General features: G+C 74.2%; 23 protein-coding genes and 1 pseudogene. 11 read left to right on the forward strand and 13 right to left on the reverse strand.

All coding sequences use genetic code 11. From position 1 onward, the window contains the following. Positions 1-130: 130 nt before the first annotated feature. The 5 genes from ACZ58X_RS07705 to ACZ58X_RS07725 form a co-directional block, all read right to left on the reverse strand. Positions 131-2,278, reverse strand: coding sequence for a 3-hydroxyacyl-CoA dehydrogenase NAD-binding domain-containing protein (locus tag ACZ58X_RS07705; RefSeq protein ID WP_470332756.1), 2,148 nt, complete (start codon positions 2,276-2,278; stop codon positions 131-133). Positions 2,279-2,280: 2 nt separating this feature from the next. Continuing rightward, positions 2,281-3,525, reverse strand: a complete 1,245-nt coding sequence (locus ACZ58X_RS07710) for a thiolase family protein (RefSeq protein ID WP_360243902.1) — start codon at positions 3,523-3,525, stop codon at positions 2,281-2,283. A 283-nt stretch (positions 3,526-3,808) separates the two neighbouring features. Then, on the reverse strand, positions 3,809-5,062 hold the full coding sequence (locus tag ACZ58X_RS07715) for an HRDC domain-containing protein (RefSeq protein WP_470332757.1): 1,254 nt from the start codon (positions 5,060-5,062) through the stop codon (positions 3,809-3,811). A 244-nt stretch (positions 5,063-5,306) separates the two neighbouring features. Beyond that, positions 5,307-6,023, reverse strand: a complete 717-nt coding sequence (locus tag ACZ58X_RS07720; RefSeq protein WP_350511717.1) for a response regulator transcription factor — start codon at positions 6,021-6,023, stop codon at positions 5,307-5,309. 319 nt (positions 6,024-6,342) lie between these two features. Beyond that, positions 6,343-7,002, reverse strand: a complete 660-nt coding sequence (locus tag ACZ58X_RS07725; protein ID WP_360236022.1) for a DUF3000 domain-containing protein — start codon at positions 7,000-7,002, stop codon at positions 6,343-6,345. A gap of 236 nt (positions 7,003-7,238) precedes the next feature. On the opposite strand from ACZ58X_RS07725, the gene hemE reads away from it, so the two are divergent. Next, a complete protein-coding gene (hemE, locus tag ACZ58X_RS07730; protein WP_470333088.1) occupies positions 7,239-8,252 on the forward strand; it encodes a uroporphyrinogen decarboxylase in 1,014 nt (337 codons plus the stop codon). A gap of 65 nt (positions 8,253-8,317) precedes the next feature. On the opposite strand, the gene ACZ58X_RS07735 is transcribed toward hemE, so the two are convergent. Next, the gene (locus tag ACZ58X_RS07735; protein ID WP_470332758.1) at positions 8,318-9,274 is read right to left on the reverse strand and encodes a DUF4349 domain-containing protein; all 957 of its coding nucleotides are present in this window, start codon (positions 9,272-9,274) and stop codon (positions 8,318-8,320) included. A gap of 339 nt (positions 9,275-9,613) precedes the next feature. Between ACZ58X_RS07735 and hemG the strand changes: the two genes are divergently transcribed. Both hemG and hemQ read left to right on the forward strand, forming a co-directional pair. Next, positions 9,614-11,059: a protoporphyrinogen oxidase gene (gene hemG, locus ACZ58X_RS07740; protein WP_470332759.1), complete on the forward strand. Its 1,446-nt coding sequence runs from the start codon at positions 9,614-9,616 to the stop codon at positions 11,057-11,059. Beyond that, complete coding sequence (gene hemQ / locus ACZ58X_RS07745) at positions 11,056-11,781, forward strand: hydrogen peroxide-dependent heme synthase (protein WP_387930066.1); 726 nt, start codon at positions 11,056-11,058, stop codon at positions 11,779-11,781. Before hemG ends, hemQ begins: the two co-directional genes overlap by 4 nt. A gap of 179 nt (positions 11,782-11,960) precedes the next feature. On the opposite strand, the gene ACZ58X_RS07750 is transcribed toward hemQ, so the two are convergent. From ACZ58X_RS07750 to ACZ58X_RS07760, 3 genes and pseudogenes are all read right to left on the reverse strand, one after another. After that, positions 11,961-12,743, reverse strand: coding sequence for a TIGR04222 domain-containing membrane protein (locus tag ACZ58X_RS07750; RefSeq protein ID WP_470332760.1), 783 nt, complete (start codon positions 12,741-12,743; stop codon positions 11,961-11,963). A 69-nt stretch (positions 12,744-12,812) separates the two neighbouring features. Further along, positions 12,813-13,889, reverse strand: coding sequence for a TIGR04222 domain-containing membrane protein (locus ACZ58X_RS07755; RefSeq protein WP_470332761.1), 1,077 nt, complete (start codon positions 13,887-13,889; stop codon positions 12,813-12,815). Between the two features lie 28 nt (positions 13,890-13,917). Further along, positions 13,918-15,215, reverse strand: a pseudogene (locus ACZ58X_RS07760) (MbnB/TglH/ChrH family RiPP precursor modification enzyme). Between the two features lie 342 nt (positions 15,216-15,557). Here ACZ58X_RS07760 and ACZ58X_RS07765 point away from each other — a divergent pair. From ACZ58X_RS07765 to ACZ58X_RS07800, 8 genes are all read left to right on the forward strand, one after another. After that, positions 15,558-16,484 (forward strand): GNAT family N-acetyltransferase, encoded by a 927-nt coding sequence (locus tag ACZ58X_RS07765; protein WP_470332762.1) that lies wholly within the window; start codon positions 15,558-15,560, stop codon positions 16,482-16,484. A 135-nt stretch (positions 16,485-16,619) separates the two neighbouring features. Then, positions 16,620-17,405: a hypothetical protein gene (locus ACZ58X_RS07770; RefSeq protein ID WP_470332763.1), complete on the forward strand. Its 786-nt coding sequence runs from the start codon at positions 16,620-16,622 to the stop codon at positions 17,403-17,405. A gap of 121 nt (positions 17,406-17,526) precedes the next feature. Continuing rightward, positions 17,527-18,537: an MBL fold metallo-hydrolase gene (locus ACZ58X_RS07775; RefSeq protein ID WP_470332764.1), complete on the forward strand. Its 1,011-nt coding sequence runs from the start codon at positions 17,527-17,529 to the stop codon at positions 18,535-18,537. 193 nt (positions 18,538-18,730) lie between these two features. Further along, entirely contained in the window at positions 18,731-20,647 is a 1,917-nt protein-coding gene (locus ACZ58X_RS07780; RefSeq protein ID WP_470332765.1) for an ATP-binding protein, read from the forward strand. Then, positions 20,644-21,090 (forward strand): roadblock/LC7 domain-containing protein, encoded by a 447-nt coding sequence (locus tag ACZ58X_RS07785; protein WP_470332766.1) that lies wholly within the window; start codon positions 20,644-20,646, stop codon positions 21,088-21,090. Before ACZ58X_RS07780 ends, ACZ58X_RS07785 begins: the two co-directional genes overlap by 4 nt. Beyond that, positions 21,087-21,440, forward strand: a complete 354-nt coding sequence (locus tag ACZ58X_RS07790; RefSeq protein WP_470332767.1) for a DUF742 domain-containing protein — start codon at positions 21,087-21,089, stop codon at positions 21,438-21,440. Before ACZ58X_RS07785 ends, ACZ58X_RS07790 begins: the two co-directional genes overlap by 4 nt. Positions 21,441-21,546: 106 nt before the next feature. Then, positions 21,547-22,113 carry a GTP-binding protein gene (locus ACZ58X_RS07795; RefSeq protein ID WP_470333089.1) on the forward strand — a complete coding sequence of 189 codons (567 nt, stop codon included), beginning with the start codon at positions 21,547-21,549 and terminating at the stop codon, positions 22,111-22,113. Beyond that, positions 22,110-23,303 (forward strand): cytochrome P450, encoded by a 1,194-nt coding sequence (locus ACZ58X_RS07800; RefSeq protein WP_470332768.1) that lies wholly within the window; start codon positions 22,110-22,112, stop codon positions 23,301-23,303. The genes ACZ58X_RS07795 and ACZ58X_RS07800 overlap by 4 nt, the downstream gene beginning before the upstream one ends. A gap of 112 nt (positions 23,304-23,415) precedes the next feature. Here the strand turns inward: ACZ58X_RS07800 and msrB are convergent, their stop codons facing one another. From msrB to ACZ58X_RS07820, 4 genes are all read right to left on the reverse strand, one after another. Next, positions 23,416-23,826 (reverse strand): peptide-methionine (R)-S-oxide reductase MsrB, encoded by a 411-nt coding sequence (gene msrB, locus ACZ58X_RS07805; protein WP_470332769.1) that lies wholly within the window; start codon positions 23,824-23,826, stop codon positions 23,416-23,418. A 22-nt stretch (positions 23,827-23,848) separates the two neighbouring features. Then, positions 23,849-25,237, reverse strand: coding sequence for a UDP-N-acetylmuramate--L-alanine ligase (murC, locus tag ACZ58X_RS07810; RefSeq protein ID WP_470333090.1), 1,389 nt, complete (start codon positions 25,235-25,237; stop codon positions 23,849-23,851). A 124-nt stretch (positions 25,238-25,361) separates the two neighbouring features. Further along, positions 25,362-25,823, reverse strand: coding sequence for an indole-3-glycerol phosphate synthase (locus ACZ58X_RS07815; protein WP_470332770.1), 462 nt, complete (start codon positions 25,821-25,823; stop codon positions 25,362-25,364). 51 nt (positions 25,824-25,874) lie between these two features. Next, positions 25,875-26,666: a pyrimidine reductase family protein gene (locus ACZ58X_RS07820; RefSeq protein WP_470332771.1), complete on the reverse strand. Its 792-nt coding sequence runs from the start codon at positions 26,664-26,666 to the stop codon at positions 25,875-25,877. Between the last annotated feature and the right edge of the window lie 53 nt (positions 26,667-26,719).

Below are 26,719 nucleotides of genomic sequence, written 5' to 3' on the forward strand. Positions count from 1 at the left end.
AAACGCTCGGCTGGGAAACCCCAGCCGAGCGCCTGCATAAACTCATCGCGGCCTAGACAACCGACCACGTGTTGCAACGACCCCTAGAAACCGCCCAGGTCGCCGGGGGCTCCGCTCGTACCGCTACGCCTTACGCGGGCACCGAGGCCACGCCGGGGGCGAGGAACTTCTTGCCGTTCACCCGCTCCGAGACGCCCTCACGGTCCAGGTACGGGGTGATCCCGCCCAGGTGGAAGGGCCAGCCGGCACCGGTGATCATGCAGAGGTCGATGTCCTGGGCCTCGCCGACGACACCCTCCTCCAGCATCAGGCCGATCTCCTGGGCCACGGCCTCCAGGGAGCGGTTCAGGACCTGCTCCTCGGTGAGCACCGTGTCGCCGAAGGTCAGCAGCTCCAGCACCTCGGGGTCGAGGACCTGCTTGCCGTCCACCCAGGTGTAGAAGCCGCGCTTGCCGGCCTTGACCACCTTGCCGAGGTTCTCGGAGACGGTGAACCGCTCCGGGAAGGCGCCGGCCAGGGTCTCCGAGACGTGCAGGGCGATGGCTGGGCCGACCAGCTCCAGCAGCACGATCGGGGACATCGGCAGGCCGAGCGGCTCGACGGCCTTCTCGACGCTGGCGATCGGGGTGCCCTCGTCGATGATGTTCTGGATCTCGCCCATGAAGCGGGTCAGGATCCGGTTCACCACGAACGCCGGGGCGTCCTTGCAGAGCACCGAGGTCTTCTTGAGCTTCTTCGACACGGCGAAGGCGGTGGCCAGCGACGCGTCGTCGGTCTGCTCGCCGCGGACGATCTCCAGCAGCGGCAGGATCGCGACCGGGTTGAAGAAGTGGAAGCCGACGACCCGCTCGGGGTGCTGGAGCTTCGAGGCCATCTCGGTGACCGACAGCGAGGAGGTGTTGGTCGCCAGCACGCAGGTCGGCGAGACCACGGCCTCCAGGTCCGCGAAGACGGTCTGCTTGACGCCCATCTCCTCGAACACGGCCTCGATGACGAAGTCCGCGTCGCCGAAGGCCACGGCCTTGTCCAGCGAGCCGCTGACCAGGCCCTTGAGGCGGTTGGCCTTGTCCTGGCCGATCCGGCCCTTGCCGAGCAGCTTGTCGATCTCGGCGTGGACGTAGCCGACGCCCTTGTCGACGCGCTCCTGGTCGATGTCGGTGAGGACCACCGGCACCTCCAGACGGCGGGCGAACAGCAGCGCCAGCTGCGAGGCCATCAGGCCGGCGCCGACGATGCCGACCTTGGAGACCGGGCGGGCCAGCGACTTGTCCGGCGCACCGAACGGGCGCTTGGCCCGGCGCTGCACCAGGTTGAAGGCGTAGATGCCGCTGCGCAGCTCGCCGCTCATGATGAGGTCGGCCAGGGCCGCGTCCTCGGCGTCGAAGCCGGCCTGGAGGCTGGCCTTGTCGGTGAGGTCCGCGTCCTTGACGGCGGCGATGATGTCCAGCGCCTTGTAGGCGGCCGGGGCGGCGCCGTGCACCTTGCCGTCGGCGACCATGCGGCCCCAGAGGACGGCGTCGTCCCAGGCCTTGCCGCGGTCGATCGCCTCGCGCTCGACGACGACGTCGCCCTTGAGGACCTTGGCGGCCCACAGCAGCGACTGCTCCAGGAAGTCGGCCGGCTCGAAGATCGCGTCGGCGATCCCCAGCTCGAACACGTCCTTGCCCTTGAGCTGCTTGTTCTGGTTCATCGAGTTCTCGATGATGACCTTGACGGCCTTACCGGCACCGATCAGGTTCGGCAGGATGGTGCAGCCGCCCCAGCCGGGGACGAGGCCGAGGAAGACCTCGGGCAGCGAGAAGGCCGGAACGCCCGCGGACACCGTGCGGTAGTCGCAGTGCAGGCCGACCTCGACGCCGCCGCCCATGGCCGCGCCGTTGTAGAAGGCGAAGGTTGGGACGGGCAGCGCGGCGATCCGCTTGAAGACCTCGTGGCCGCCCTTGCCGATGGCCAGCGCGTCGGCGTGCTGCTTGAGCAGCTCGACGCCCTTGAGGTCGGCGCCCACGGCGAAGATGAACGGCTTGCCGGTGATCGCGGCGCCGACGATCTTGCCCTCGGCGGCCTCGGCCTCGACCTGGTCCAGCGCCTCGGACAGCTTGAGCAGCGAGCCCGGGCCGAAGGTGGTCGGCTTGGTGTGGTCGAAGCCGTTGTCGAGGGTGATCATGGCCAGCTTGCCGGCCTGCAGCGGCAGGTCCAGGTGGCGCACGTGCGCGGTCGTGACGACCTCGCCCGGGAACAGCTCGGCGCCCTGCTGGAGCAGCTCAGTGGTGTTGCTCATGCTCACTTACCACCCTCGACCTGAGACGACTTTTCCGCTCCGCTCCAATGCGGGTTCTCCCAGATGACGGTGCCGCCCATGCCGAAGCCGATGCACATGGTGGTGAGACCGTAGCGGACGTCCGGGCGCTGCTCGAAGCGGCGGGCCAGCTGGTTCATCAGGCGCACGCCCGAGGAAGCCAGCGGGTGGCCGAAGGCGATCGCGCCGCCGAACGGGTTGACCCGCTCGTCGTCGTCCGCGATGCCGTAGTGGTCCAGGAAGGACAGCACCTGGACGGCGAAGGCCTCGTTGACCTCGAAGGCCTGGATGTCGTCGATGGTCAGACCGGCCTTGGCCAGCGCCTTCTCGGTGGCCGGCACCGGGCCGATGCCCATGACCTCGGGCTCGACGCCCGCGAAGGCGTAGGAGACCAGGCGCATCTTGACCGGGAGGCCGAGTTCCTCGGCGACGTCCTCGGCGGCCAGCAGCGAGGCGGTGGCACCGTCGTTCAGACCGGCCGAGTTGCCCGCGGTGATGTTGCCGTGCGGGCGGAACGGGGTCTTGAGGCCGGCCAGCGACTCCATCGTGGTGCCCGGGCGCAGCGGCTCGTCCACGGTGGCCAGGCCCCAGCCGGTCTCGCCGACCTCGGGGTTGGTGTTGCGGATCGTGATCGGCACCAGGTCGGGCTGGATGTCGCCGTTGGCGTACGCCTTGGCGGCCTTCTCCTGGGAGCGCACGGCGTAGGCGTCGCAGCGCTCCTTGGTGATGTGCGGGAAGCGGTCGTGCAGGTTCTCCGCGGTCATGCCCATGAACAGGGCGGACTCGTCGACCAGCTTCTCCGAGACGAAGCGCGGGTTCGGGTCCACGCCCTCGCCCATCGGGTGGCGACCCATGTGCTCGACGCCGCCGGCCACGACCACGTCGTACGCGCCGAAGGCGATGCCGCCGGCGGTGGTGGTCACGGCGGTCAGGGCGCCGGCGCACATGCGGTCGATCGCGTAACCCGGGACGGACTTCGGCAGGCCGGACAGCAGGGCGGCGGTGCGCCCGATGGTCAGACCCTGGTCGCCGATCTGCGTGGTGGCCGCGATGGCGACCTCGTCGATGCGCTCGACGGGCAGGTTCGGGTTACGGCGCACGAGTTCCCGGATGCACTTGACGACGAGGTCGTCGGCGCGGGTCTCGTGGTAGATGCCCTTCGGGCCGGCCTTGCCGAACGGGGTGCGGACGCCATCGACGAAGACGACGTCCCTCGCGGTACGAGGCACGGGGGCTCTCCTCCCAGGGACCAACATTTCGGGTGTGCAGGCTGCCGCCGGAAGATCCCGAGCGGCGCCGCGTCAGAGTCATGCTACCCGTCGGTAACCAACCTGCCCAGGCCCCTCGGACGGTTCTGACCATGTGTCCCGCGACACGTCCGGCACCACCGCGACCAGGAAGGCTCCCCGGGAACGCGGTGAGGGGGCGCCGTCCGTGACGGACGGCGCCCCCTCACGGGAGTCGGTCGGCGGGGCCGGGACCGCGCGGGCGGGCCGGTGCGCTCCGGCCGGATCAGGCCTCGGCGGTGCCGGCGGTGGCGGCGGTGACGAAGGCGGCGGCCACCACCGGCGCCACCAGGTCGACCTGCCACTGCCGGGCGCCGAGCCGACGCAGCGCGGCGGCCACGCCGTCGCCGCTCAGGTCGGCCGGCGGCTCCCAGGAGACCCGGCGCACCAGGTCCGGGGTGATCAGGTTCTCGGCGGGCAGGTGGTGGCGCTCGGCCAGCTCGCTGACCGCGGCGCGGGCACCCGAGAGCCGGGCGGCCGCGACCGGGTCCTTCTCCGCCCAGGCCCGCGGCGGCGGCGGCCCGTCGTGCGGGGCGGCGGCCGGCGGCAGCTGGTTCTCCGGGACCTCCCGGCCGCGCTGTACGGCGGCCAGCCACTGGTCCAGCTGGCGCCGGTGCAGCCGCGGGCCGAAGCCCTGGACGCCCTGCAGCGCGGCGATGTTCAGCGGCATGGCCAGCGCGGCGTTGACGATCGCGGCGTCCGAGAGCACCCGGCCGGGGGAGACGTCGCGCTCCTGGGCCATCCGGTCGCGGGTCAGCCACAGCTCGCGCACCACGGCCAGCTGGCGGCGCCGGCGGACCTTGTGCAGCTGCGAGGTGCGCCGCCACGGGTCGGTGCGCGGGGCCGGGCGGGGCGCGGCGGCGATCGCGGCGAACTCCTCCAGGGCCCAGTCGAGCTTGCCCTGGGCGACCAGCTCCTGTTCGAGTGCGTCACGCAGCTCGACCAGCACCTCGACGTCCAGAGCGGCGTAGCGCAGCCAGGGCTCGGGCAGCGGGCGGGTGGACCAGTCGACCGCCGAGTGCTCCTTGGCCAGGCTCAGCCCGAGCACGTTCTCGGTCATCGGCCCCAGGCCGACCCGGGCGAAGCCGGCGATCCGCCCGGCCAGCTCGGTGTCGAACAGCCGGGTCGGTCTCATGCCCACCTCGGCGAGGCAGGGCAGGTCCTGGGTGGCGGCGTGCACCACCCATTCGGCGTCCGCGATGGCGGCGCCCAGTCCGCTGAGGTCGGGGCAGGCGATCGGGTCGATCAGCGCCGAGCCGGCGCCCGCGCGGCGCAGCTGGATGAGGTACGCCCGTTGCCCGTAGCGGTAACCGGAGGCGCGCTCGGCGTCGACGGCGACAGGTCCGGTGCCCGCGGCGAAGGCGGCGACGACGGCGGCCAGCGCCTGCTCGTCCGCCACGACGGGCGGGATCCCCTCCTTCGGTTCGAGGAGCGGGACCGGGGCTGCTTCTTCTGGGATGGCTGCTACGGCGTCGGTCACCTACCAAGGGTACGACGGTCGCCGGAACTGGGAGTGTTGTCGGACTGGTCAGACTGCTGATCGCCCGCCCGCCCGGTCATCCGCCCGGTCGTCCGCCTGCCCGCCCGACCGCCTGCCCGGGCGCCCGGCTGACGGATCGCCGGGCCCGGCATCCCGGGTGCCGCCGGGTGAGCGTGCGGCGGCCCAGGAGGAACGTTCCTCCTGGGCCGCCGACGGTTCGCGGAGCGGTTCGGCCCCGGCCGACTCAGTGGATGATGCCGGTGCGCAGCGCGACCGCGACCATCCCGGCGCGGTCGCCGGTGCCGAGCTTGCGGGCGATCCGGGCCAGGTGGCTCTTCACGGTGAGCGCGGACAGGCCCATCGCGACGCCGATCGCCTTGTTCGACTGGCCCTCGGCGACCAGCCGCAGCACCTCGACCTCGCGGCCGGACAGCTCGCGGTAGGCGGTCTGCTGCGGGCCCGGCGCCCCGGGGGCACCCGGCGCGCCCGGGGCGCCGGCGGCACCCGGCATGCCCGGCATCCCGGGGCGGCGCATCCGGCCGGCCAGCCCGGCGGCACCGAGCGGCAGGCCCGGGCGGCCGGGCATCGCGACGTTGGTGCGGGTGCCGGTGACCACGTAACCCTTGACGCCGCCCGCGAGGGCGCTGCGGACCGCGCCGATGTCGTCGGCGGCGGACAGGGCCAGGCCGTTGGGCCAGCCCGCGGCGCGGGTCTCGGCGAGGATGGTCAGTCCGGAGCCGTCCGGCAGGTGGACGTCGGCGACGCAGATGTCGCGCGGGGTGGAGACCCGGGGGCGGGCCTCGGCGATCGAGGACACCTCGATCACGTCACGGACGCCGAGCGCCCAGAGGTGGCGGGTGACGGTGTTTCGGACGCGGGGATCGGCGATGACCACCATGGCGGTGGGCTTGGTCGGGCGGTAGGCGACCACGTTTGCGGGGTGCTCAAGAAGGACCGACACCAGGCCTCCTGCGGGGAGTGGCGGACGGAACCCCGAGGGGGCGGTCGGAGTGTTCCGCGTTCGGAAAGGGTCACAGTCTGCTTCGGCAGCTACCGTGCCCGGCTTTAGCGAAAGATCACGATCTAGTGAGTAACAATACGGACAAATCGCGCATATGACTGATGCGACATGCCTGGAATTCGTACAAAATCGATCAGATCCGTGACAGATCGATCGACTTTGAGCAGGTAATTGACGCAGAGCAGGGCTGAAGTCACACTCCGTCAGTCCTGGGGGTGGCATCGGGGCCGGCGGTGCCGTCCGGCCCGGACGCCACCCTTCAGTGCGACCGGGGGCGTCGCCGGGCGGGCATCGGGACCACTCCACCGAGTGACGTGACCTCGGCCGGCGGCGGGGACGGGTTGGCCGGCGGCAGCCCGGCGCTGATGCAGAGCAGGTCGCCCCAGGCCGCCAGGTGCCGCTCGAACCGGCCGTCGGCCGGCGTCCAGGAGGCCCGGATCTCGATCTCGGTCGCGGCGGGGCGGTCCGCCAGGCCGCCGAAGTACTGCGAGGCGCAGCGGGTCACCGTGCCGGACGGCTCCGCGTACCCGGCGCCGTGCGCCTGCAGCGCGTCCAGCAGCCAGGCCCAGCCGACCTCGGAGAGCATCGGGTCGCCGGCCATCTCCGGCTCCAGCTCCGCCCGGGTCATCGTGACCACCCGGAACTCCCCGTTCCAGGCCTCCTGCCCGGCCGGGTCGTACAGCAGGACCAGCCGGCCGTCGGCCAGCTCCTCGTCGTCCACCTCCACGGTGGCGGTCAGCGCGAAGGCGTACGGGGCCAGCCGGCGCGGGGCCGGCGCGGGGGAGAGCTGGAGCTCCGGCCGCAGCCGAGCCCCGTCGAGGGCCTCCACGGCGGCCCGGAACTCGCTCGGCGCCCCCTCCCGACCCGTTCCGCCACCTGTTCCGCCACCCTGTGCGGGGTGCCCGCCGACCGCTGCCATGCCCCGAAGACTAGGTCGAAGACCCGGGTTATCGCCGCAACTTCCGTCCGAGCGGCGTGCCGGAACGGCAAACCCGGCCAGATCTTGGAGGAACCGACGAGACCGCCCGGGAAGTGCGCCCCCGGGCGCGTGCGAAGATTTGACCCGTGAGCGAGACTACGGCAGACCCGACGGCGGCCACCTCCGACGGCCGAAGCACCCCCGCGCGCCGCGGCGCCGCGCACGACTCCGCGTTCCTGCGCGCCTGTCGGCACGAGCCGGTGCCGCACACGCCGGTGTGGTTCATGCGCCAGGCGGGCCGCTCGCTGCCCGAGTACCTGAAGGTCCGCGAGGGCATCCCCATGCTGGAGTCCTGCATGCGGCCCGAGCTGGTCAAGGAGATCACCCTCCAGCCGGTGCGCCGGCACAAGGTGGACGCGGCGATCTTCTTCAGCGACATCGTGGTGCCGCTCAAGGCCGTCGGCGTCGACGTGGACATCAAGCCCGGCATCGGCCCGGTCATCGCCGACCCGATCCGCACCTTCGAGGACCTCAACCGGCTGCGCCCGCTGGAGCCCGACGACGTCCCCTACGTCACCGAGGCCGTCGGCCTGCTGGTCGACGAGCTCGGCGGGACCCCGCTGATCGGCTTCGCGGGCGCGCCGTACACGCTCGCCAGCTACCTCATCGAGGGCGGGCCCTCCAAGAACCACGAGAACACCAAGGCCATGATGTACGGGCAGCCCGAGCTCTGGGCCGCCCTGCTGGACCGCCTCGCCGACATCACGTCCGCCTTCCTCAAGGTGCAGATCGAGGCCGGCGCCTCCGCGGTCCAGCTGTTCGACTCCTGGGTCGGCGCGCTCGCCCCGGACGACTACCGCCGCTCGGTGATGCCCGCCAGCACCAAGGTCTTCGACGCCGTCGCCCACTACGGGGTGCCGCGGATCCACTTCGGCGTCGGCACCGGCGAGCTGCTCGGGCTGATGGGCCAGGCCGGCGCGGACATCGTCGGCGTCGACTGGCGGGTGCCGCTGAACGTCGCCGCCGAGCGGGTCGGCCTCGGCAAGGGCCTCCAGGGCAACCTCGACCCGGCGGTGCTGTACGCGCCCACCAAGGTCGTCGAGACCAAGGCCCGCGAGGTGCTGCACGCCGCCCAGGCGCTCGGCACCAGCGGCCACATCTTCAACCTCGGCCACGGTGTGATGCCGTCCATGGACCCGGACGCGCTCAGCCGCCTGGTCGCCTTCGTGCACGAGGCCAGCGCCCGCTGACGCCCCGCGGCGGCGGACCCCCGGCTCCCGGGGGTCCGCCGCCGTCGTGCGTCGGCCGTCGCGCGTCAGTCCCGGGGCTCGGTGGGCGCGGGCTCCTCGGGCGGTACGACCGGCCGTGCGCGGGTCCGCCGCCAGTACCGGTGGAGCAGCGCCCCCGGGACCCCGAGCACCAGCAGGAACGGCGCCGCCGCGGCCAGCGCCACCACCAGCGCGGTGCCGATCGCGACCAGCACGTGCCAGCCGCCGCCCAGCGCCGAACCGACCGAGGCGCCGAAGCCCTTCCCCCCGGCCGGGGTCGGGGTCGGGGTCGGCGTCGGGGCCGCCGCCTCGCGGCGGACGTCCAGGGTGACGGTCGAGTACGAGGTCCGGGCGGCCAGCTCCTTCTGCTGCTTCTGCAGGGACTCCAGGTCCGCCTCCCGGCGGCTCAACTCGCCCTCCAGCGAGGTGATGTCGCTCAGCGTCCTGGCCTGCGCCATCAGCGCCCGCACCCGGTCCACACTGGCCTGCTGGGTCTGCACCCGGCTCGCCACGTCCGCGACCTGCTGGGTCAGGTCGTCCGCCTGGCTCTTGCGCGAGACCACCTGGCCCAGGGCGGCCAGCTGGTCCAGGGTCTGCTGGTAGGCGGCGGACGGGATCCGCAGCGTCAACTGCCCGGACCCGTCCGCACCGCCGCCGCTGACCGACTCGCCGCCCACGTAACCGCCCGACGCGGTCGTCAACTCCCTCGCCCTGCCCAGGACCTGCCCGACGTCCTTGGTGGTCAGCGAGAGCTGCGCGGTGTACGAGATCAGCCGGGTGTCCGCGGCCGGAGTGACCCCGGCGGCCGTCGGCGCGGCGGACGGCTGCCCGCCCGCCGGGGCCGCCGGGGCCGGTGCGGCCGCTCCACCGGCCGCCTTGGCCGGTGCTCCCGCCGAGTCGTTCCGCCCCGGGTCCCCGCCGCCGCTCGCGCTGCAACCCCCGACCAGCAGCACCGCCGCGGCCACCGCCGCCGCCGGCGCCCCGGCTCTCGTCCGTCGTCCCATTCCCCGGCCCCTCCCCAAGTCCGTTGGCAGTTCCTGCCGTTGGACGTAAGAGACTGCCCGACGGACCCGCCCGGCAGATCGCGGGTCCATCACGGCTCGGCGCCGGGACGGACACGACCTACCGCCCGCCGACCTCGACCCCCGCCCGACGCGGCAGCGCCGCCGTCACCCGGGCAGCCGGTGGTGCGCGTCCTCGAGTCGGACAGGACGCCCGCCGGCTACGCATCCGCCGGAGTCCTCCGTGGTGTGCTGGAACGGCCGATGCCGTTCCGATCTTCATCGACCTGTCGCGTGCAGCGGATTGAGGCATCCGTGTAAAGACCTGCGAGACTGCGAGGCATGTCGGATGCACAGGTCGTCGTCGTCGTCGGTGGTGGGATCGCGGGGCTGGCTGCGGCCGCCTTCCTGAGCGGGGCGGCCGGGGGGCCGGCGCGGGCGCGGGTGACGGTGCTGGAGGCGTTGGGGCGGGTCGGCGGGAAGCTGTGGGGCGGCGAGGTCGGCGGGGTCCGGGTGGACCTCGGGGCCGAGTCGGTGCTGGCGCGGCGGCCGGAGGCGGTGGAACTGGCCCGGGCCGTCGGGCTGGGGGAGCGGCTGGAGCCGCCGACCGGCGCGAAGGCGGCGATCTGGACCAGGGGTGCGCTGCGACCGCTGCCGGGCGGGCAGGTGATGGGCGTCCCGGGCGACCTGGAGGCGCTCGCCGCCTCCGGGGTGCTCAGCGCCGAGGGGCTGGAGCGGGCCCGGCACGAGCGGGTCGCCGAGGTCGGGTCGGACGTCGCGATCGGCCGCTACGTCGCCGACCGGCTGGGCCAGGAGGTGGTGGACCGGCTGGTGGAGCCGCTGCTGGGCGGCGTCTACGCCGGTCGCGCCGAGGAGATCTCGCTGCGTGCCGCCGTGCCGCAGCTGCTGCCGATCGCCCAGGGCGGCGGCTCGCTGGTCGAGGGGGTGCACGCGCTGGCGTCCCGGCCGCAGGTGGTCGGCACCCCGGTGTTCCAGGGCCTGCGCGGCGGCCTCGGCACCCTGCCGGAGGCGGTGGCGGCGGCCTGCGTGCGGGCGGGCGTGGACCTGCGCACCGATACCCCGGTGGAGGAGCTGCGCCGCACCCCCGAGGGCTGGCGGGTGGTGGCCGGCGGCGAGGTGCTGACCGCCGACGCCGTGGTACTGGCCGTCCCGGCGCCGGCCGCGGCCCGGCTGCTGCGGGCGGACGCCCCGGCGGCGGCCACCGAGCTGGACACCGTCGAGTACGCGGGCATGGCCCTGGTGACGCTGGCGTTCCGCCGCGCCGACCTGCCCGAGCCGCCGGCCGGCAGCGGCTTCCTGGTGCCGCCGGTGGACGGCCGCCGGATCAAGGCCTCGACCTTCTCCTCCAACAAGTGGGGCTGGCTGGAGCGTTCCGCCCCGGACGCCTTCCTGCTGCGCACCTCGCTGGGCCGCCACCGCGAGGACGAGGTGCTGGAACTGCCGGACGAGGAGCTGGTGGCCCGCTCGCTGGCGGACCTGGCGGAGGCGGTCGGGCTGACCGCCCGGCCGTACGACACCTTCGTGTCGCGCTTCACGGCGGGCCTGCCGCAGTACCCGGTGGGCCACCCGGACCGGGTGGCCCGGGTGCGCGCGGCGGCGCGGGCGGTGGGCGGCCTGGCGCTCTGCGGCGCCGCGTACGACGGGGTGGGGATCCCGGCCTGCATCGGTTCGGCGGCCGCCGCCGCAGCGGCCGTCGGCGAGCACATCGACAGACTGTTGACCCCGGCGACCGGGGACGGTTCCACGGAGAGGACAATGGGCGCATGACTGAGAGCGTTGAGCGGGAGCCCGAGCAGCGGCCCGAGAAGAAGAAGGCGCGCGACCTGAACCAGGTCATCCGCTACACCATGTGGTCGGTGTTCAAGCTCAAGGGCGCCCTGCCCGAGGACCGCACCGCCCTCGCCGCCGAGGTGGACGAGCTGTTCGCGCAGCTGGACGCCAAGGACGTGACGATCCGCGGCACCTACGACGTGTCCGGGCTGCGCGCCGACGCCGACCTGATGATCTGGTGGCACGCCGAGGACTCGGACGACCTCCAGGAGGCGTACAACCGCTTCCGCCGCACCGGCCTGGGCCGCCAGCTGGAGCCGGTCTGGTCGAACATGGCCCTGCACCGCCCGGCCGAGTTCAACAAGTCGCACATCCCGGCCTTCCTCGCCGACGAGCGCCCGCGCGACTACGTCTGCGTGTACCCCTTCGTCCGCTCCTACGAGTGGTACCTGCTGCCGGACGCCGAGCGGCGCGCGATGCTCGCCGAGCACGGCCAGATGGCCCGCGGCTACCCGGACGTGCGGGCCAACACGGTGGCCTCGTTCGCGCTCGGCGACTACGAGTGGCTGCTCGCCTTCGAGGCGGACGAGCTGCACCGGATCGTCGACCTGATGCGCGACCTGCGCCCCTCCCGGGCCCGGCTGCACGTCCGCGAGGAGGTGCCGTTCTTCACCGGCCGCCGCAAGCCGGTGAGCGAGCTGCTGAACGGCCTGGCCTGACCCGCGCCGCACCGGAGGCCGGCTCCCCCCGCTGGGGTGGGAGCCGGCCTCCGGTCGTTGGTCAGGGGCACGGGCCCGCGAACTCCCGCAGGACGGCGTGGTGGCGGGTGCCGACGTCGACCCGGGAGCCGGCGTCGACCCGGTGACGTCGGAGGAGCGGCCGTCGGCGCGGCCGGATGTCAGCCGCGGTGCGGGCGCAGGGCGGCGCGCAGGCGGGCGTCGGGGAGCACGGCGGGGCCGTTCATCGCGACGGCGGTGAGCAGTTGGCGCTCCTCGTCGTCGGCGAGGCCGCGCTGGCGGGCCGGGCGGACCTCCCGCAGCACCTCCTGGCCGATCGGGGAGGCCCAGCGGGTGTACGGGTAGACGTCGACCCGGGCCATCAGCAGGGTGCCCGCGGTGAGCACCAGCGGCAGCGAGAACCAGGCGAGCGGGGCGAGGGTGTCACCGCCGGTGAAGCCGCTGAGCGAGACCGCGGCGGCGAGCAGCACCAGCGTCAGCAGCATCGCGTGCCGGACCTGGCGCACCACCACCACGGTGTTGCGCTGGACCAGGGCCGGGGTGGCCAGGCCGGCCAGCGCCAGCCGGGCGCCGATCTCCAGCACGGTGGGGTGCTCGCCCATCGCCCGGCGCAGCTCGTCGGTACGGCACTGGCCCTCGGGGCCGACGGTGGCGATGACCGCCCGTTCCAGTCGGCTGCGGCCCCGGGGGTCGACCACGGTGGTCCAGCCGGTGTGGGCGAGGTGCAGGCGACCGCGGCCGGCCATCAGGACGAGGGCGAGCTCGACCACCCGGTCCGGGCCGCCGGCCAGGTAGGCCGTCTCGTACAGTCCGATGCCGACGGCCTCCGGCGGGCGCAGCCCGTCCTGGTCGGCGAGGGCATCGGCGGTGGCGGTCATCCGCACCAGCCTGAGGCAGGACAGCACCGCCGCGACACAGGCCGGTATCAGGAACAGCAACCACATGGGCTTGTTCTATGCCTGGGGCCCCGGCCCGGGGAACGGCTTCCCGGGGCGCGATACCGAACTGTGACGTCAGGAGCCGCCGCAGCTGCTCCCGCAGCTCGACCCGCAGCTGGAGGAGGAACCGCAGCTGGAGTGCGAGGAGCCGCAGCTGCTGGAGTGCGAGGAACCGCACGAGGAGTGGTGCGAGGAGCCGCACGAGGAGTGGTGGTGGGTGGAGCCGGAGCCGGAGCCGGAGGAGCCGCACGAGGCGGTGGCGGCGGCGCCGCAGGAGGAGCCGCTCGACGAGGAGTTGCCGGACGAGGATCCGCTGGACGAGGAGAAGAAGGACGAGGACGCCTGGGCCTGTCGCACCGCCTCGTCCTCGGCCGCCGCGGCCAGCATCGCGGCCTCCAGCTCCTGGTTGTCCAGCGCGGCTGCGGCCAGGCCGCCGAGGGCGACCGCGCCCAGCATCGCGCCGCCCGTCAGCCGGGGGGAGACGCCGGAGTCGGGCGTCCACGGGGTGGTGCCCTGCATCAGCGCGAGCTGGCGGTGCCCGGCCGGGGTGACCCGGCCGTCGACCGGGCGGGTGGTGAGCAGGGTGACGGCGCCGAGGAGCAGCAGCAGGCCCGGGTACCAGAGGTCGGGGCGGTCGTAGCGGGCGTCGTCGTTGTCCAGCAGCAGGGCGGTCCCGGCGAAGACCACGACGTCGAGCATCGCCAGCCAGAGCAGCCGCCGTGCCACGCGGGCCCGGTGCAGCCGTTCCGGGCGGCGCATCAGGCCGCGGTCGGCGAGCCGGTCGCCGATCTCCTGGACGGCGGCGGAGCGCGTCACCGTGCGGCGCAGCGCGCCGAGTTCCCGGCTGCCGGTCGGGCCGACGGCGTCGTGCACGGCCTGGTCGACCCCGTCGTACGGGCGGGCGCCGGTGAGGGTGACCAGTCCGGCGCGGTTGATCACGACCTGCTCGCCGAGGTGCATCCGGATCAGCGCGGTGTCGAAGACCCGGCCCGGGCCGCCGGCCAGGAAGGCGGTGTCCAGCAGCGGCAGGCTGCGGCCGGGCAGGCCCTGCGGGCGGGGCACGTGGCGGACCCGCTGTCGGGCCTGGACGGCGTACAGCGCCGCCGCGGCCAGCAGGAGCGCCGGGATCAGGAAGTAGCTGTTGTGCCACATGGGCGGTTCCCCCGAGTGAGACGTCGGATCAGTGGCCGCGCAGGGCCCGGCGCAGCCTGGCGAGCGGGCCGGGCGGCGGTTCGGGCGCCGGGTGGAGCCACTGCTCCAGGGCGCGGCGGTGGTCGGCGGCGGACGGGCCGCCGTCGGTGAGCACCCACGCGGCGAAGGCCCGGGCGTCGGCGTGGTAGCCGCCGGTCTGCGGGTGGGTGCGGGCGTAGGCGAGGAAGAGCGGCCCGTACTGCGCCCCGAGCAGGCGGGGCAGGTCGGGGGCGACCTTCGCGGTGGTGTCGCGCCGCTTGGCGGTGAGGCCGGTGGACTGGGCGCGGACCTGGTCCGGGTCGAAGCCGGGCGGAACGGGCCCGCCGGCCACCAGGGCGGCCAGCAGTTCCGTCTGGCGCCGGGCCAGGCGCTCCCGGGCGGCGCCGGTCGCGCACTCGGCGCGGTCACCGGTCGCGTCCTCGGCGCCGGCGGGCCCGGTCGGCTCGACGCGGTCCAGGTCGGGCGTCATCGGGTGCTCCCCTCCAGCACCCGACGGATGGCGTCCAGTTCACCGGCCAGTTCGGAGGGCGGCGGGAAGTCGGCGTCCCGTTCCAGCAGGACGCCGGGTGGTTCGACCCGCGCGCAGAGTTCGGCCAGGACCTCCAGCACCGGTGCGGTGACGGGATGGGCGTGGGTGTCGTGCCACACGCCGTCGACCAGGGTGCCGCCGGCGACGTGCACGTAGGCGAGCGCCTCCAGCGGCAGGCGGTCGAGCTCGGCGGCCGGGTCGGTGCCGAGGTTGACCCGGTTGGTGTGCAGGTTGGCCACGTCGATCAGCAGTCGGACGCCGGTCCGCGCGACGAGTTCGGCGAGGAACTCTCCCTCGGTGAACTCGTCGTCGGGCCAGGCGAGTTGGGCGGCGATGTTCTCCAGGGCGAGCGGCACCGGAAGCTGGTCCTGGGCGATCCGGACGTTCTCGGCGATCACCCGCAGCGAGTCCCGGGTGCGCGGGACGGGCAGCAGGTGGCCGGCCTCCAGGCCGCCGGCCCGGACGAAGGCCAGGTGCTCGGTGACCAGCGGGGAGCCGAGCGCGAGGGCCGTTCCGGCGAGCCTGCCGAGCCGGCCGGGGTCGGGCCGGTCGGCGCCGCCGAGGCCGAGGCCGACGCCGTGCGGGACGACGGTGACGCCGCGTTCGCGCAGGACGGTGAGCGAGGTGGGCAGGTGGTCGGCGCAGACGTTCTCGGCGACCACCTCGACCCAGTCCAGGCCGGGTTGGCGCTCGACCACGGTGTCGATCTCGCTGCGCCAGCCGAGGCCGACGCCGAGCCGGGGCGCGGCGGTGTCCACCGTGGCGGTGTCCGTCGCGGCGGTGTCCGCCGTGGAGGCGGCGGAGCCGGGCAGGGCCAGGGCAGGGGAAGTCATCGGTTCGCCCCCTTCGGAGGGCTGGGTGGGGAGGCCGTCGGGCGGTGCGGGCGTCGTCGCCAGGACCGCGCGGCCGTGCTGCTGAGGATGTCCCCGGGCGGAGCGGCTGCCAAGCCTCACCCGGTCTTCTCAGAGCATTATTTGAGCCTTGCCGTCCTGGTGGGCAAGGATTCCAGCCCGGTGTCCGGGGCGAATCCCCAGGTGGGCGGCCCGTCGGCGGGAAAACTCGGAGGCGACGACGAGCGGGCGCGGATAGCGTGGGAATCCATGACCGAGACCGAAATGACGATCCGAGACTTCCGCCCCGCCGACGCCGAGGCGGTGACGGCCGCCCACCGGGCCGGCCGCGAGCACCTGGTGATGAGCGCCGAGGCGCTGCTCTGGATGAACGCCCGGACGAATCCCGAGGAGCACTTCCGCACCTTCGTCGCCGAGCTGGACGGCCAGGTGGTCGGCGCGGTGCGCTGCGGACTGGTGCTCGGGACGACGACCACCGGCGTCGGCTACGCCAACGGCAGCGTGCTGCCCGGGTTCCGGCGGCGCGGCGCGGCCACCGCGCTGCTGGCCGCGGCCGAGCGGCACCTGACCGCCCACGGGGTGGCCGAACTGCACACCTGGCTGGACGACGAGCCCGCCGCCCTGGCCTTCGGCACCGCCCGGGGCTACGAGCTGGGGCGCGAAGCCCACTTCGGCGGCCGGGACCTGACCCGCCCGCTGCCGCAGGCGCCGGCACGGCCGGCCGGCGTCGAGCTGCGCCCCGCCACCGACTGGGCGGACGACCCGCGCCCGCTGTTCCTGGTGGAGGCGGACGCGATCCGGGACGAGCCCGGCGAGGTGGTGATGGACGCCCTGGACTACGAGGAGTGGCTGCGGGGCGACTGGGCCCGGCCGGACCTCGACCTCGGGCTGACGGTGGTCGCCGTGGTGGACGGCGAGCCGGCGGCCTTCACGATGGCGCAGACCGACGGGGTGGACCGCTACTGGTCCGCGTTCACCGCCTGCCGCCGGGAGTTCCGCGGCCGCGGGCTGGTCAAGCTGGCCAAGCTGGAGTCACTGCGGCGCGCGGCCGCGGCGGGCCACCGCCGCGCGTACACCAGCAACGACGCCACCAACGCGCCGATGCTGGCGATCAACGCCTGGCTGGGGTACGAGCGCTGCGCGGGGGAGCGCAAGGGGATCAAGCGCCTGGGGTGACCGGGGGCGCGCGGGCCCGGTCACCCCGATGTGCCGCGAAGGGGGGTATTTCCGGCCACGGACGGGGACATGACCAGAGCGCACAGTTCGTGGTCGAGTCGTCCTCCGGGGGATCATATGGAGATCCTGCTCCAGGTGCTGATCGCATCGGTTCCGGCCGTGATCGGTTTCCTCGCGGCCCGTTCCCTCGCCCGCACCAGGCTGTTCCTCCGCTACGGCTTCCTGCGGGCGCTGCTGGCGCCGTACGGGCGGGTGCAGATCGTCATCCCGAGCCTGGAGGTGGCGGAGTTCGCCTTCACCTCGGACGGCTGCCAGCTCACCAGCCGCGGGCCGAAGAACGTGCTGTTCGTGCCGATGGCCGAGGCCAGGGCGATAGCGGAACTGACCGACCTGCTGCGGAAGGTCAACCGCAAGGCGACGATCGAGCTGGTGGTGGCGGGGGCGCAGGACCCGCGGATGCCGACCTTCTCGATCGGCGGGCCGGGCGTCAACTCCTACTCCGGCGGCGTCCTGGACGCGGTGTTCCCGGACTTCGCCGTCGAGTACCCGGACGAGGCCCGCGCCCGCTGGGGCGGGATGACCTTCGAGGCGCTGTACAACCCGGCCGGGGAGCTGATCCGCGACCACGGCTTCATCTTCGTCACCCGCACGCCCCGGCACGCGCCCTGCGTCGTGCTCTGCGGGGTGTTCGCCTTCGGCTCGGCGATGGCGGTGGAGGCCCTGACCTCGGCGAACCGGGGTTCCCCGCTGGCGGCGCTGTTCCGCTCGGGGGAGAAGGGATTCGTCGCGGTGGAGGGGCGGGTGATCGGGCTGGACACGGTGGACGTCACGGTCGAGGTCTGCCGGGTACTGCCCGGCCAGCGGTCCGACGTCCCGTCGGGATTCCGGGGTGAGGTGTCCACGAGTCGTCCCGAGCCGTGAGACGATTGGTCTCGACCACGCGGTGCGAATCCGGACACTGCGGGAGGGAACGGGGCACTAACTCCAGCTGTTCGCACAGCTTTTGCCCCATCCCTGACACAACATGGGCATAATCGCGCGCATGACGATCAACCGTGCGAACGTGAGCGCGATTGCCGAGGACCTGTACGTGTGGCTCCCGCCGAAGCGGGGCTGGGGCCTGGCCAACTGCGGCCTGCTGGCCTCCGAGACCACCGCGCTCTGGATCGACACCCCGTACGACCCCTCACTGGCCGGGGAGTTCCTGGCCGCCAGCCGGCGCCTGCTGCCGACCGGGGTCGACATCGACCGGGTGGTCGTCACCCACGCCAACGGCGACCACCTGTGGGGCGCCGGAGTGCTCCCCGACGCCGAGGTGATCGCCACCCGCGAGGCGCTGGAGCACATCCACTGGGAGCCCAGCCCCCAGCAGCAGCACGCCCTGCTCACCAACAGCGACCCGGACTCCCCGCTCGGCGGCTACCTCCGCGAGCACTTCGGCGGCTTCGACTGGTCCACCACCGAGCCGGTGCACCCGGACACCGTCTTCACCGGCGAGCTGGAACTCAAGGTCGGCCGCCACCCGGTGCAGATCACCAGCCTGCCCGCCGCCCACACCGGCGGCGACCTGATGGTCCACCTGCCGCACCAGCGCGCCGTGTTCACCGGCGACGTGATCTTCTCCTCGACCCCCGAGCAGCCCGGCGACCACCCCTCGCACTGGGCCGGCCCGCTGGAGAACGTCATCGGCGCCTGCGAACAGGCCCTGGACACCGGCGCGGAGATCTTCGTCCCCGGCCACGGCCCGGTACTCGACCGCGACGGCGTCCAGGAGCACATCGGCTACCTGGCGTACGTCCGCGAGCGCGCCCACACCCTGCACGCCGCCGGGATACCCGCGCTGGACGCCGCCCGGCGGGTGATCGCCGAGCAGCGCCACCCCGAACTCGGCCTGCCCGAGCGGCTGGTGCTCACCGTCGCGGCCGAGTACCGGCACCTGGACGGCTCCGAGCTGCCCGGCATCCTGGACGCCATGGGCCAGGTCGCCCTGGTGGCCCGCGAACTGGCCGAGGACCCGGCCCGGATCCCGCACCCGCGCTCCGCCCGGACCTGACCGCCCGGACCTGACCGCCCGGACCTGACCGCCGGGGCCACCGGCCGCAATCCGGCCGGACCCCGCGCGCACCCGGCACCGCACGCCCGCAGCCGCACCACCGCACCCGCGCGCACCCCGCTCCCGAGCTCCGCCCGCCACCGCACCCCGGGCGCAGGCCCGGGCCGAGCAGCAAGGACACCCGAGGACCCCGATGACGCAGATCGCGCTGATCGCGCTGATCGTCCTGGCGCTGGCCACCACCGCAGCCGCGGTCGTGCTCGCCCGCGGCCGGGCCGCAGCCGTCCGCCGGGCGGTGGCCGCCGAGGCCGCGCTCGGCCAGGGCGCGCAGCAGGCCCGCGCCGCCGAGGCCAAACTCGCCCGCGCGGAACGCCAGCGGGACGAGGCCCAGGAGGCCGTACGGAACGCCGCCGAGCAGACCCGGCGGGCCGAGGAGCACACCCGGGCCGCCGACCAGCGGGGCGCCGCCGCCAACGCCCGGGCCAAGGAGGCGAACGCCGGCATCGGGGAGGCGAACGCCCGCGCCGAAGCCGCCGAGGCCCGGCTGGCCGCCGCGGACCGCGCCGCCGCCGCGCTGCTGGCCGAGATCGGCCACCTCGCCCAGGAGCGGGTCGCCGCCACGGCCGTCCGGCTGATCCACACCAACGCCCCGGCGGTCGGCCCGCTGGACCCGCGGGCCGTCGGCCCCGAGGGCGTCCGGGCCCTGCAGTCCGTACTGGACGCCATCACCGCGGCCCTCGCCGACGAGCGCGAGCGGGTCGACGCCGCCGCCCGGGCCGCCATGCGCGGCGCCACCTCCCGGATCCAGACCCTGCTCTACCAGATCCAGAGCCTGGTCCAGCAGCTCCAGCACGACAACGACGACCCCCGGCTGCTGGAGGTCGACTTCCGCAACGAGGTCGCGCTGCGCCGGATCCAGACCGTCGCGGTGCTCTGCGAGGCCTGGCCGGGCCTGGCCCGGACCGACTCCCCGCTCGCCGAGGTGGTCGTCGGTGCGCTCTCCCGGGTGCCCGGCTACGCCCGGATCAAGGTCGCCAACCACCTGCGCGAGCAGCGGCTGGCCGTGGTCGCCCGGGCCGCCGAGCCGATCGCCATCGCCATCGCCGAACTGCTCGCCAATGCCACCGCCTACTCCCACCCGGAGACCGACGTCCCGGTCACCGTCCAGCAGGGCGGCCGCGGCGCGCTGGTGATCGTCGACGACAGCGGCATCGGCATGGACGAGGACCAGCTGCGCCGGGCCCGCCGACTGCTGGCCGGCCCGTCGGACGTGCTGCTCACCGAGCTGGGCAACCCGCCCAAGACCGGCTTCGCGGTGGTCGGCAAGCTGGCCCGGCAGTACGGCTTCACCTGCCACATCGAGCCCTCGCCGTACGGCGGCATGCGGACCCTCCTGCGCATCCCGGCCGCGCTGGTGACCACGGTGGACGACGAGCAGCCGCTGTCCGTGCTCACCCCGCTGCCGCTGCGGGCCGGCAGCGGCCCGGCGCCGGCGCCCACCGTCACGGCCGTCCCGCCGATGCGCGATGCCGACGAGCAGGCCCCGCCGGTGCTCGCCGACCGCCACAACCAGCCCGGCCCGCACCCGGCGCCGGCCATCCACGTGGTGCCCGACCCGGACGCGGGGGCCACCCCCGACGGGGACGGCAGCGGCCTGCCCAGTCGGCGCCGCCGCCGCCCGCGCACCGGCGAGGAACCGGGGGCGGCGCCCGGGGCACCGGGCGCGGGGACACCGTCCGCCGGGGGAACGGCCGCCGGGGCACCGTCCGCCGGGGCCGCGGGCGGCCCGGGGGAGCGGCCCGCACCCTACGCCCGCACCCCCGAGCGGGCCGCCGCCCACTGGCAGGCCCTGCAGCGCGGCACCGACTCCGGCCGGGCCGCGGCGGCACAGGCCACCCCGGGCACCCCCGGGAGCACGGCGACCGGCGACACCCGCAGCACCGACGGGACCGGCAGCACCGGCGAGACCCGCAGCACCGGCGACACCCGCCCCACCGGCGAGACCCGCAGCACCGGCGACACCACCGCCGGCCGCGACACCGGTGACCGCACCACCGGACCGACCGGTGACCGCGGCACCGGACCGACCTTAGAAGGAGCCGAGCAGTGAGCAGCTCGCCCAGCCCGACCGCCACCGAAGAGATCTCCTGGGTGCTGAACCCGCTGCTGGAGCTCCCGGGGGTGCTGCACGCGGTGGTGGCCACCGGTGACGGCCTCGTCGAGGCCGCCTCCGACGGCCTCGGCCGGGCCTCCGCCGAGCGGGTCGCCGCGATGACCGCCACCGTGCACGCCGCGGCCCGCGCCTTCACCACCGCCTTCACCGACGTCGAGCGGCCGCGGCTGGCCCAGACCGTGGTGGAGTCCGACCTCGGCTACGCCATCGTGGTCCCCGCCGGGGAGAACACCTCGCTCGCCGTGTTCACCGCCCCGGACGCCCAACTCGGCAACGTGGCCTACCAGATGCAGCTCCAGGTGGCCGCTCTCGGCCGGGCCCTGGCCAGCCCGTCCCGGCAGCAGGAGGCCGGCGCACAGGGCATCCCGACCGGGTCATGAGCGCCGTCCCCCGCAGGCGGATGGTGCCCGCCTACCTGGCCACCGGCGGCCGCAGCCGCCCCGGCACCGACGGCTTCGAGCGACTGACCGTCCTGTTCGCGGACCGCGCCGAACCGCCCGCCGACCTCGATCCCGAGCACCGCCGGCTCTGGGACCTGCTGCGCCCCGGCGCGCTGACCGTGGTGGAGGCCGCCGCGCACCTGCGCCTGCCGGTCAGCGCCACCGTCTTCCTCGCGGCCGACCTGGTCGAGGCGGGCTGCCTGCGCGCCCGCGCGCCGATCCCGCGCGCCCAGCAGACCGACCGCTCCATCGTCGAGAGGCTCCTCGTTGGACTCCGTGCGCTCCGGTGACCCCGGCCCCGGCCGGACCACCGACGAAGGCCCCGGTTCCGACCACGGCCTCCCGGCCGGACGGTCGAGCCGGGTGGGCTACCTGCCCGACCGGGACCAGCTGCTGATGAAGCTGGTGGTCGCCGGCCCGTTCGGGGTCGGCAAGACCACGCTCATCCGCACCCTCTCCGAGATCGCCACCCTGCACACCGAGGAGGCGATGACCGAGACCGGCCGGCCGGTGGACGACCTGGCGGGCCTGCCGGAGAAGACCACCACCACCGTCGCGGTGGACTTCGGCCGGCTCACCCTGCCCGGCAACACGGTGCTGTACATGTTCGGCACCCCCGGCCAGCGCCGCTTCTTCCCGCTCTGGCAGGACATCGCCCGCGGCGCCCTGGGCGCGCTGGTGCTCGCCGACACCCGCCGGCTGGCCGACTCCTTCGAGATCATGGACATGGTCGAGGAACAGGGCCTGCCGTACGCCGTCGCCGTCAACACCTTCCCGGACTCCCCGGAGCACGCGCCCGAGGTGCTGCGCGCCCACCTGGACCTGCACGCCGCGACCCCGCTGCTGCTGTGCGACGCGCGCGAGCGCGGCAGCAGCCTCGACGCGCTGATCGCCCTGGCCGAGCACGTCCTGGACACCCTGCCCGCCACCGCCGCCACCACCGATCCCCAGGAACGCCCGTGACCGTCGAGACCCGACCGACCCCGATCTACGGCCCGGTCTTCGCCGCCGACCCCCAGCTGGTGTACGAGCGGCTGCGCCGCCACGGCGCCGTCGCCCCGGTCGAAATCGCCCCCGGCGTCGAGGCCCTGCTGGTCACCGACTACCAGGCCGCCCTGGACCTGCTGCGCGACACCGACACCTTCTCCAAGGACTCCCGCGCCTGGCAGGCGACCGTCCCGCCGGACTCCCCGCTGCTGCCGGTGCTCGGCTACCGCCCCACCGCGCTGTTCAGCGACGGCGCGACGCACGCCCGCTACCGCGCGGTGATCACCGACGGCCTGGCCCTGCTCGAACCGCACCGGCTGCAGCGCCAGGTCGCCGAGGCCGCCCACCAGCTGATCGACCGCTTCGCCGCGGTCGGCAGCGCCGACCTGATCGCCGAGTACGCCCGCCAGCTGCCCGCCTTCGTGCTGACCACCGGCTTCGGTGTGCCGGAGGAGGAGCACGCCGAGGTGGTGGCCGCGATCACCGGGCTGATCGAGTCGGGCGCCCGGGCCGGCGCCGCGTACGGCAAGCTCGTCGCGGTGGTCACCGCGATGGTCGCCGAGCGCCGCGAGCGCCCCCGGCACGACCTGGCCTCCTGGTTCGTCACCCACCCGGTCGGGCTGGACGACGACGAGGTGATCCGGCAGATCACCCTCACCATGATCGCCGGGCACGAGCCGACCACCAACCTGATCGGCAACGCCCTGCTGCGCCTGCTCACCGACGCCCGCTACGCCGGCTCGCTGTTCGGCGGCGCGATGACCGCCCACCAGGCGATCGACGAAGTGCTCTGGCACGAGCCGCCGATGGCCAACCTCTCGGCCCACTACCCGCGGTACGACATCACCTTCCACGGCCGCGAGATCGCGGCCGGCTCGCTGGTGCTGGTCTCGTACGCGGCCGCCAACTCCCAGGCGGCGCCGGCCACCGACGGCGGCGAGCTGCGCAGCGGCGAGAGCGCCCACCTGGCCTGGGCGGCCGGCCCGCACGCCTGCCCGGCCCGGGACCCGGCCCTGCTGATCGCGATCACCGCCATCGAGCAGCTGACCAGCCGGCTCAGCGACCTCGAACTGGCCACCCCGGCAGGGGAGTTGCTCTGGCGCCCGGGCCCGTTCCACCGCGCCCTGGTACACCTGCCGGTCCGCTTCGCGCCGGTCGCAGGTTAGGGCCCGTCTCCTGGACCCTTGCCGGGTCCGCCGGAACCCACGGGATGCCCTGGCCGGTCGGACCGCGCCGAGGGCCCGGCCGCCGCAGCGGCCGGGCCCTCGGCAACGGCGGTCAGCCCTCCTCGGCCGGCCGCAGCGTCAGCGAGACGCTGTTGATGCAGTAACGCTGGTCCGTCGGCGTGCCGTAGCCCTCGCCCTCGAAGACGTGCCCCAGGTGCCCGCCGCAGCGGGCGCAGCGCACCTCGACCCGGCGCATGCCGAGTGAGGTGTCCTCGATGTACTCGACCCGGTCCCCGGCCAGCGGCGCGTAGTACGAGGGCCAGCCGCAGTGGCTGTCGAACTTGGTCTCGGAGCTGAACAGCTCCGCCCCGCAGGCCCGGCAGGCGTACACGCCGACCGTCTTGGTGTCGGTGTACTCACCGACGAAGGGCCGCTCGGTGCCCGCCTCGCGGAGCACGTGGTACTCCTCGGGGCTGAGCTCGGCGCGCCACTCGGCCTCGGACTTCTCGATCTCGTAGCTCATCTCGACTCCCGCTCGGCTTGCGTCAGACGTTGGAAGCAACGTTCGCGAGGTGCTGGAGAATTTCGGGCCCCAGGTTGGTGACGTCGCCGGCGCCCATGGTGAGCAGCAGGTCGCCCGGGCGGGCCAGGCCGGCCAGCAGGGCGGGGGCGGCGGCGAAGTCGTGCTCGGGGGTGACGCCGGCGCCGGCCCGGCGGGCGGCGTCGACGATCAGCTCGCTGGTGACCCCGGGGATCGGGTCCTCGCGGGCCGGGTAGATGTCCAGCACCACCGAGGCGTCGGCCAGCGCCAGGGCCCGGCCCATCTCCTCGGCGAGCTGCTGGGTGCGGCTGAACAGGTGCGGCTGGAAGACCACCAGGACGCGGCCCCCGCCCTCCAGGCCCTCCCGGATCGCCTCCAGGTCGGCGGTCATCTCGGTCGGGTGGTGGGCGTAGGAGTCGATCACCTGGACGCCGGCGGCCTCGCCCTTGAGCTGGAGCCGGCGGCGCACGCCGGTGTAGGCGCCGAGCGCCTTGGCCAGGTCGGCGGCCGGGACGCCCAGGGCGACGCCGGCGGCCAGCGCGGCCACCGCGTTGTGGGCGTAGTGCCGGCCGGGCACCGACACGGTGAAGGTCAGCTCCTCGCCGTCCAGCAGGACGGTGACCTCGCTGGTCATGCCGTGGGCGACCACCGACAGGACGCGCAGGTCGGCGTCCTCGGCGGAGCCGACGGTGACCACGTTGAGGCCTTCGCGGGCGGCCACCCGGGAGGTCAGTTCGCGGGCGCCGTCGTGGTCGGCGGAGACGACCAGGGTGCCGCCGGGGGTGATCCGGCCGACGAAGGTCTCGAAGGACTCGTAGATCTCGTCGATCGAGGCGTAGTTGGCGTGGTGGTCCAGCTCCACGTTGAGCACGATCGCCACCTCGGGCGCGTACTTGTGGAAGCTGCGGTCGCTCTCGTCGGCCTCGGCGACGAAGATCTCGCCGGTGCCGTGCTGGGCGTTGGAGCCGGGCGCGTCCAGGTCGCCGCCGATCGCGTAGGACGGCTCCAGGCCCAGCTCGCCGAGGGCGACGGCGAGCATGCTGGTGGTGGTGGTCTTGCCGTGGGTGCCGGCCACCGCCAGCGCCCGGCGGCCGCCCATCAGCGCGGCCAGCGCGTCGGAGCGGTGCACCACCGGGATGCCGCGCTCGTGGGCGGCGACCAGCTCGGGGTTGTCGGCGCGGATCGCGCTGGAGACCACGATGCTGCTGGCGCCGTCCGGCACGTGCTCGGCGGCGTGGCCGACGTGCACGGTGGCGCCGAGGGCGCGCAGCGCGAGGACGGTCTCGGACTCCTTGGAGTCACTGCCGGAGACGCTGGCACCGCGCACTGCGAGGATCTTCGCCAGGCCGGACATCCCGGCGCCGCCGATGCCGATGAAGTGCGGGGCGTGCAGGTCGTGCGCGGCGTCGTTCAAGGCGTGGCTCCGTACGGGCGGGATCTGGTGGGCAGGCGGACGGGATGCGAATCGTCCTCGCGGGCGGACCGCAAGGACGATTCTGCACCACCGGCGGGCGGAGTCAGGAGTCGCTGGCGAAGAGCCGGAGCACCGGCACCCCCACCTTGTGGCGGGCCTGGGAGGCCCAGTCGCGGTGGAAGAACTCCTCGACGAAGTGCGGCGAGGTGAGCACCACCACCTCGTCGGCCCGGTGTTCCCCGACCGCCGCGCGCAGCCGTTCCAGCGGCTTCTCCTCGACCAGTTCGCCGATCGCCTCCGCCCCGGCCGCGCGCAGGTGGCGCAGGCTGTGCTCCAGCGATTCGCCGGCCACCGTGGGGGCGTGCTCGGACTCGTCGTGCTCGTGCACCACCTTGTCGAGGTGGCCGAGGGCGACGTCGTCGAGCGCCCGCAGCAGCTCGTCCTGCTTGCCGCGCGGCTGCATCAGGACGACGAAGGACACCTTCTCGTCGCTGTGGAGCGTGGTGACGAGCTCCACGTCCGCGTCCGAGAGCGCCTTTTCGATCATCAGTACCGTCTTGAACACGTGAGTCCCTTCCAGTGGCCGGCCCCCGGGCCCCGGCATCGCATAACGGGATCACGATCGGGGGGTCACGGGGTCATCCGAACCCAGGTGACGCAGGTAGCGGGTGAAGAGGAATCCTTTCTGCTCGATCAATGAGACCAGCCGCATCCGCTGCACGTCCGGCATTTCCGCATCGCGGACGATGCGCGGCGCGTCGCCGCCGGTGACCAGCGGGGCCAGCGACAGGCACAGCTCGTCCAGCAGTCCCGCCGCCGCCAGCTGCCCCAGCAGGCGCGGGCCGCCCTCGGTCAGCAGCCGCGTCCAGCCCCGTTCCACCAGGGCCGCCACGCCCGCCCGCAGGTCCACCGAGCCGCGCCCGGCGAGCACCAGGTCGGCCACCCCGGCGACCGCCCGGCGGCGCTCCTCCGGGGCGTCCTCGACGGTGATCACCACTGTCCTGACCAGCGGTTCCGTGAACAGCGGCGCGGTCAGGTCGAGGTCCAGCGAGCGGCTCACGATCGCGATCGCCGGGGCCGGGGACTGCCCCGCGGCGGCCCGCGCGGCCGCGAACTCGGCCCGGGCCCGGGCCGGCCGGTAGCCCTCCGCCCGGACCGTCTCGGCGCCCACCAGCACCACGTCCGACAGGGCCCGCAGCACGCCGAAGATCCGCTTGTCGGCGTCCCCGGACAGGCCCTCGGACAGGCCGTCGAGCCGCGCACCGCCGTCCAGCCCCGCCACCATGTTGGCCCGCAGCCACGGGCGCCCCCGATTCACCTGGTCGGGGTACGCGTAGACGGCGGCGAGCGATTCCAGGTCGGACGGATCGGCGACCGGAGCGCCCAGCGGGCTGATCAACTGTTGCATGTCCCCAGTCTTCCACCGCGGGGCCGGCCGGGGCCGGGAGTGGGCCGGGAGCG

The sequence above is a fragment of the Kitasatospora sp. NPDC040550 genome, assembly GCF_055594965.1.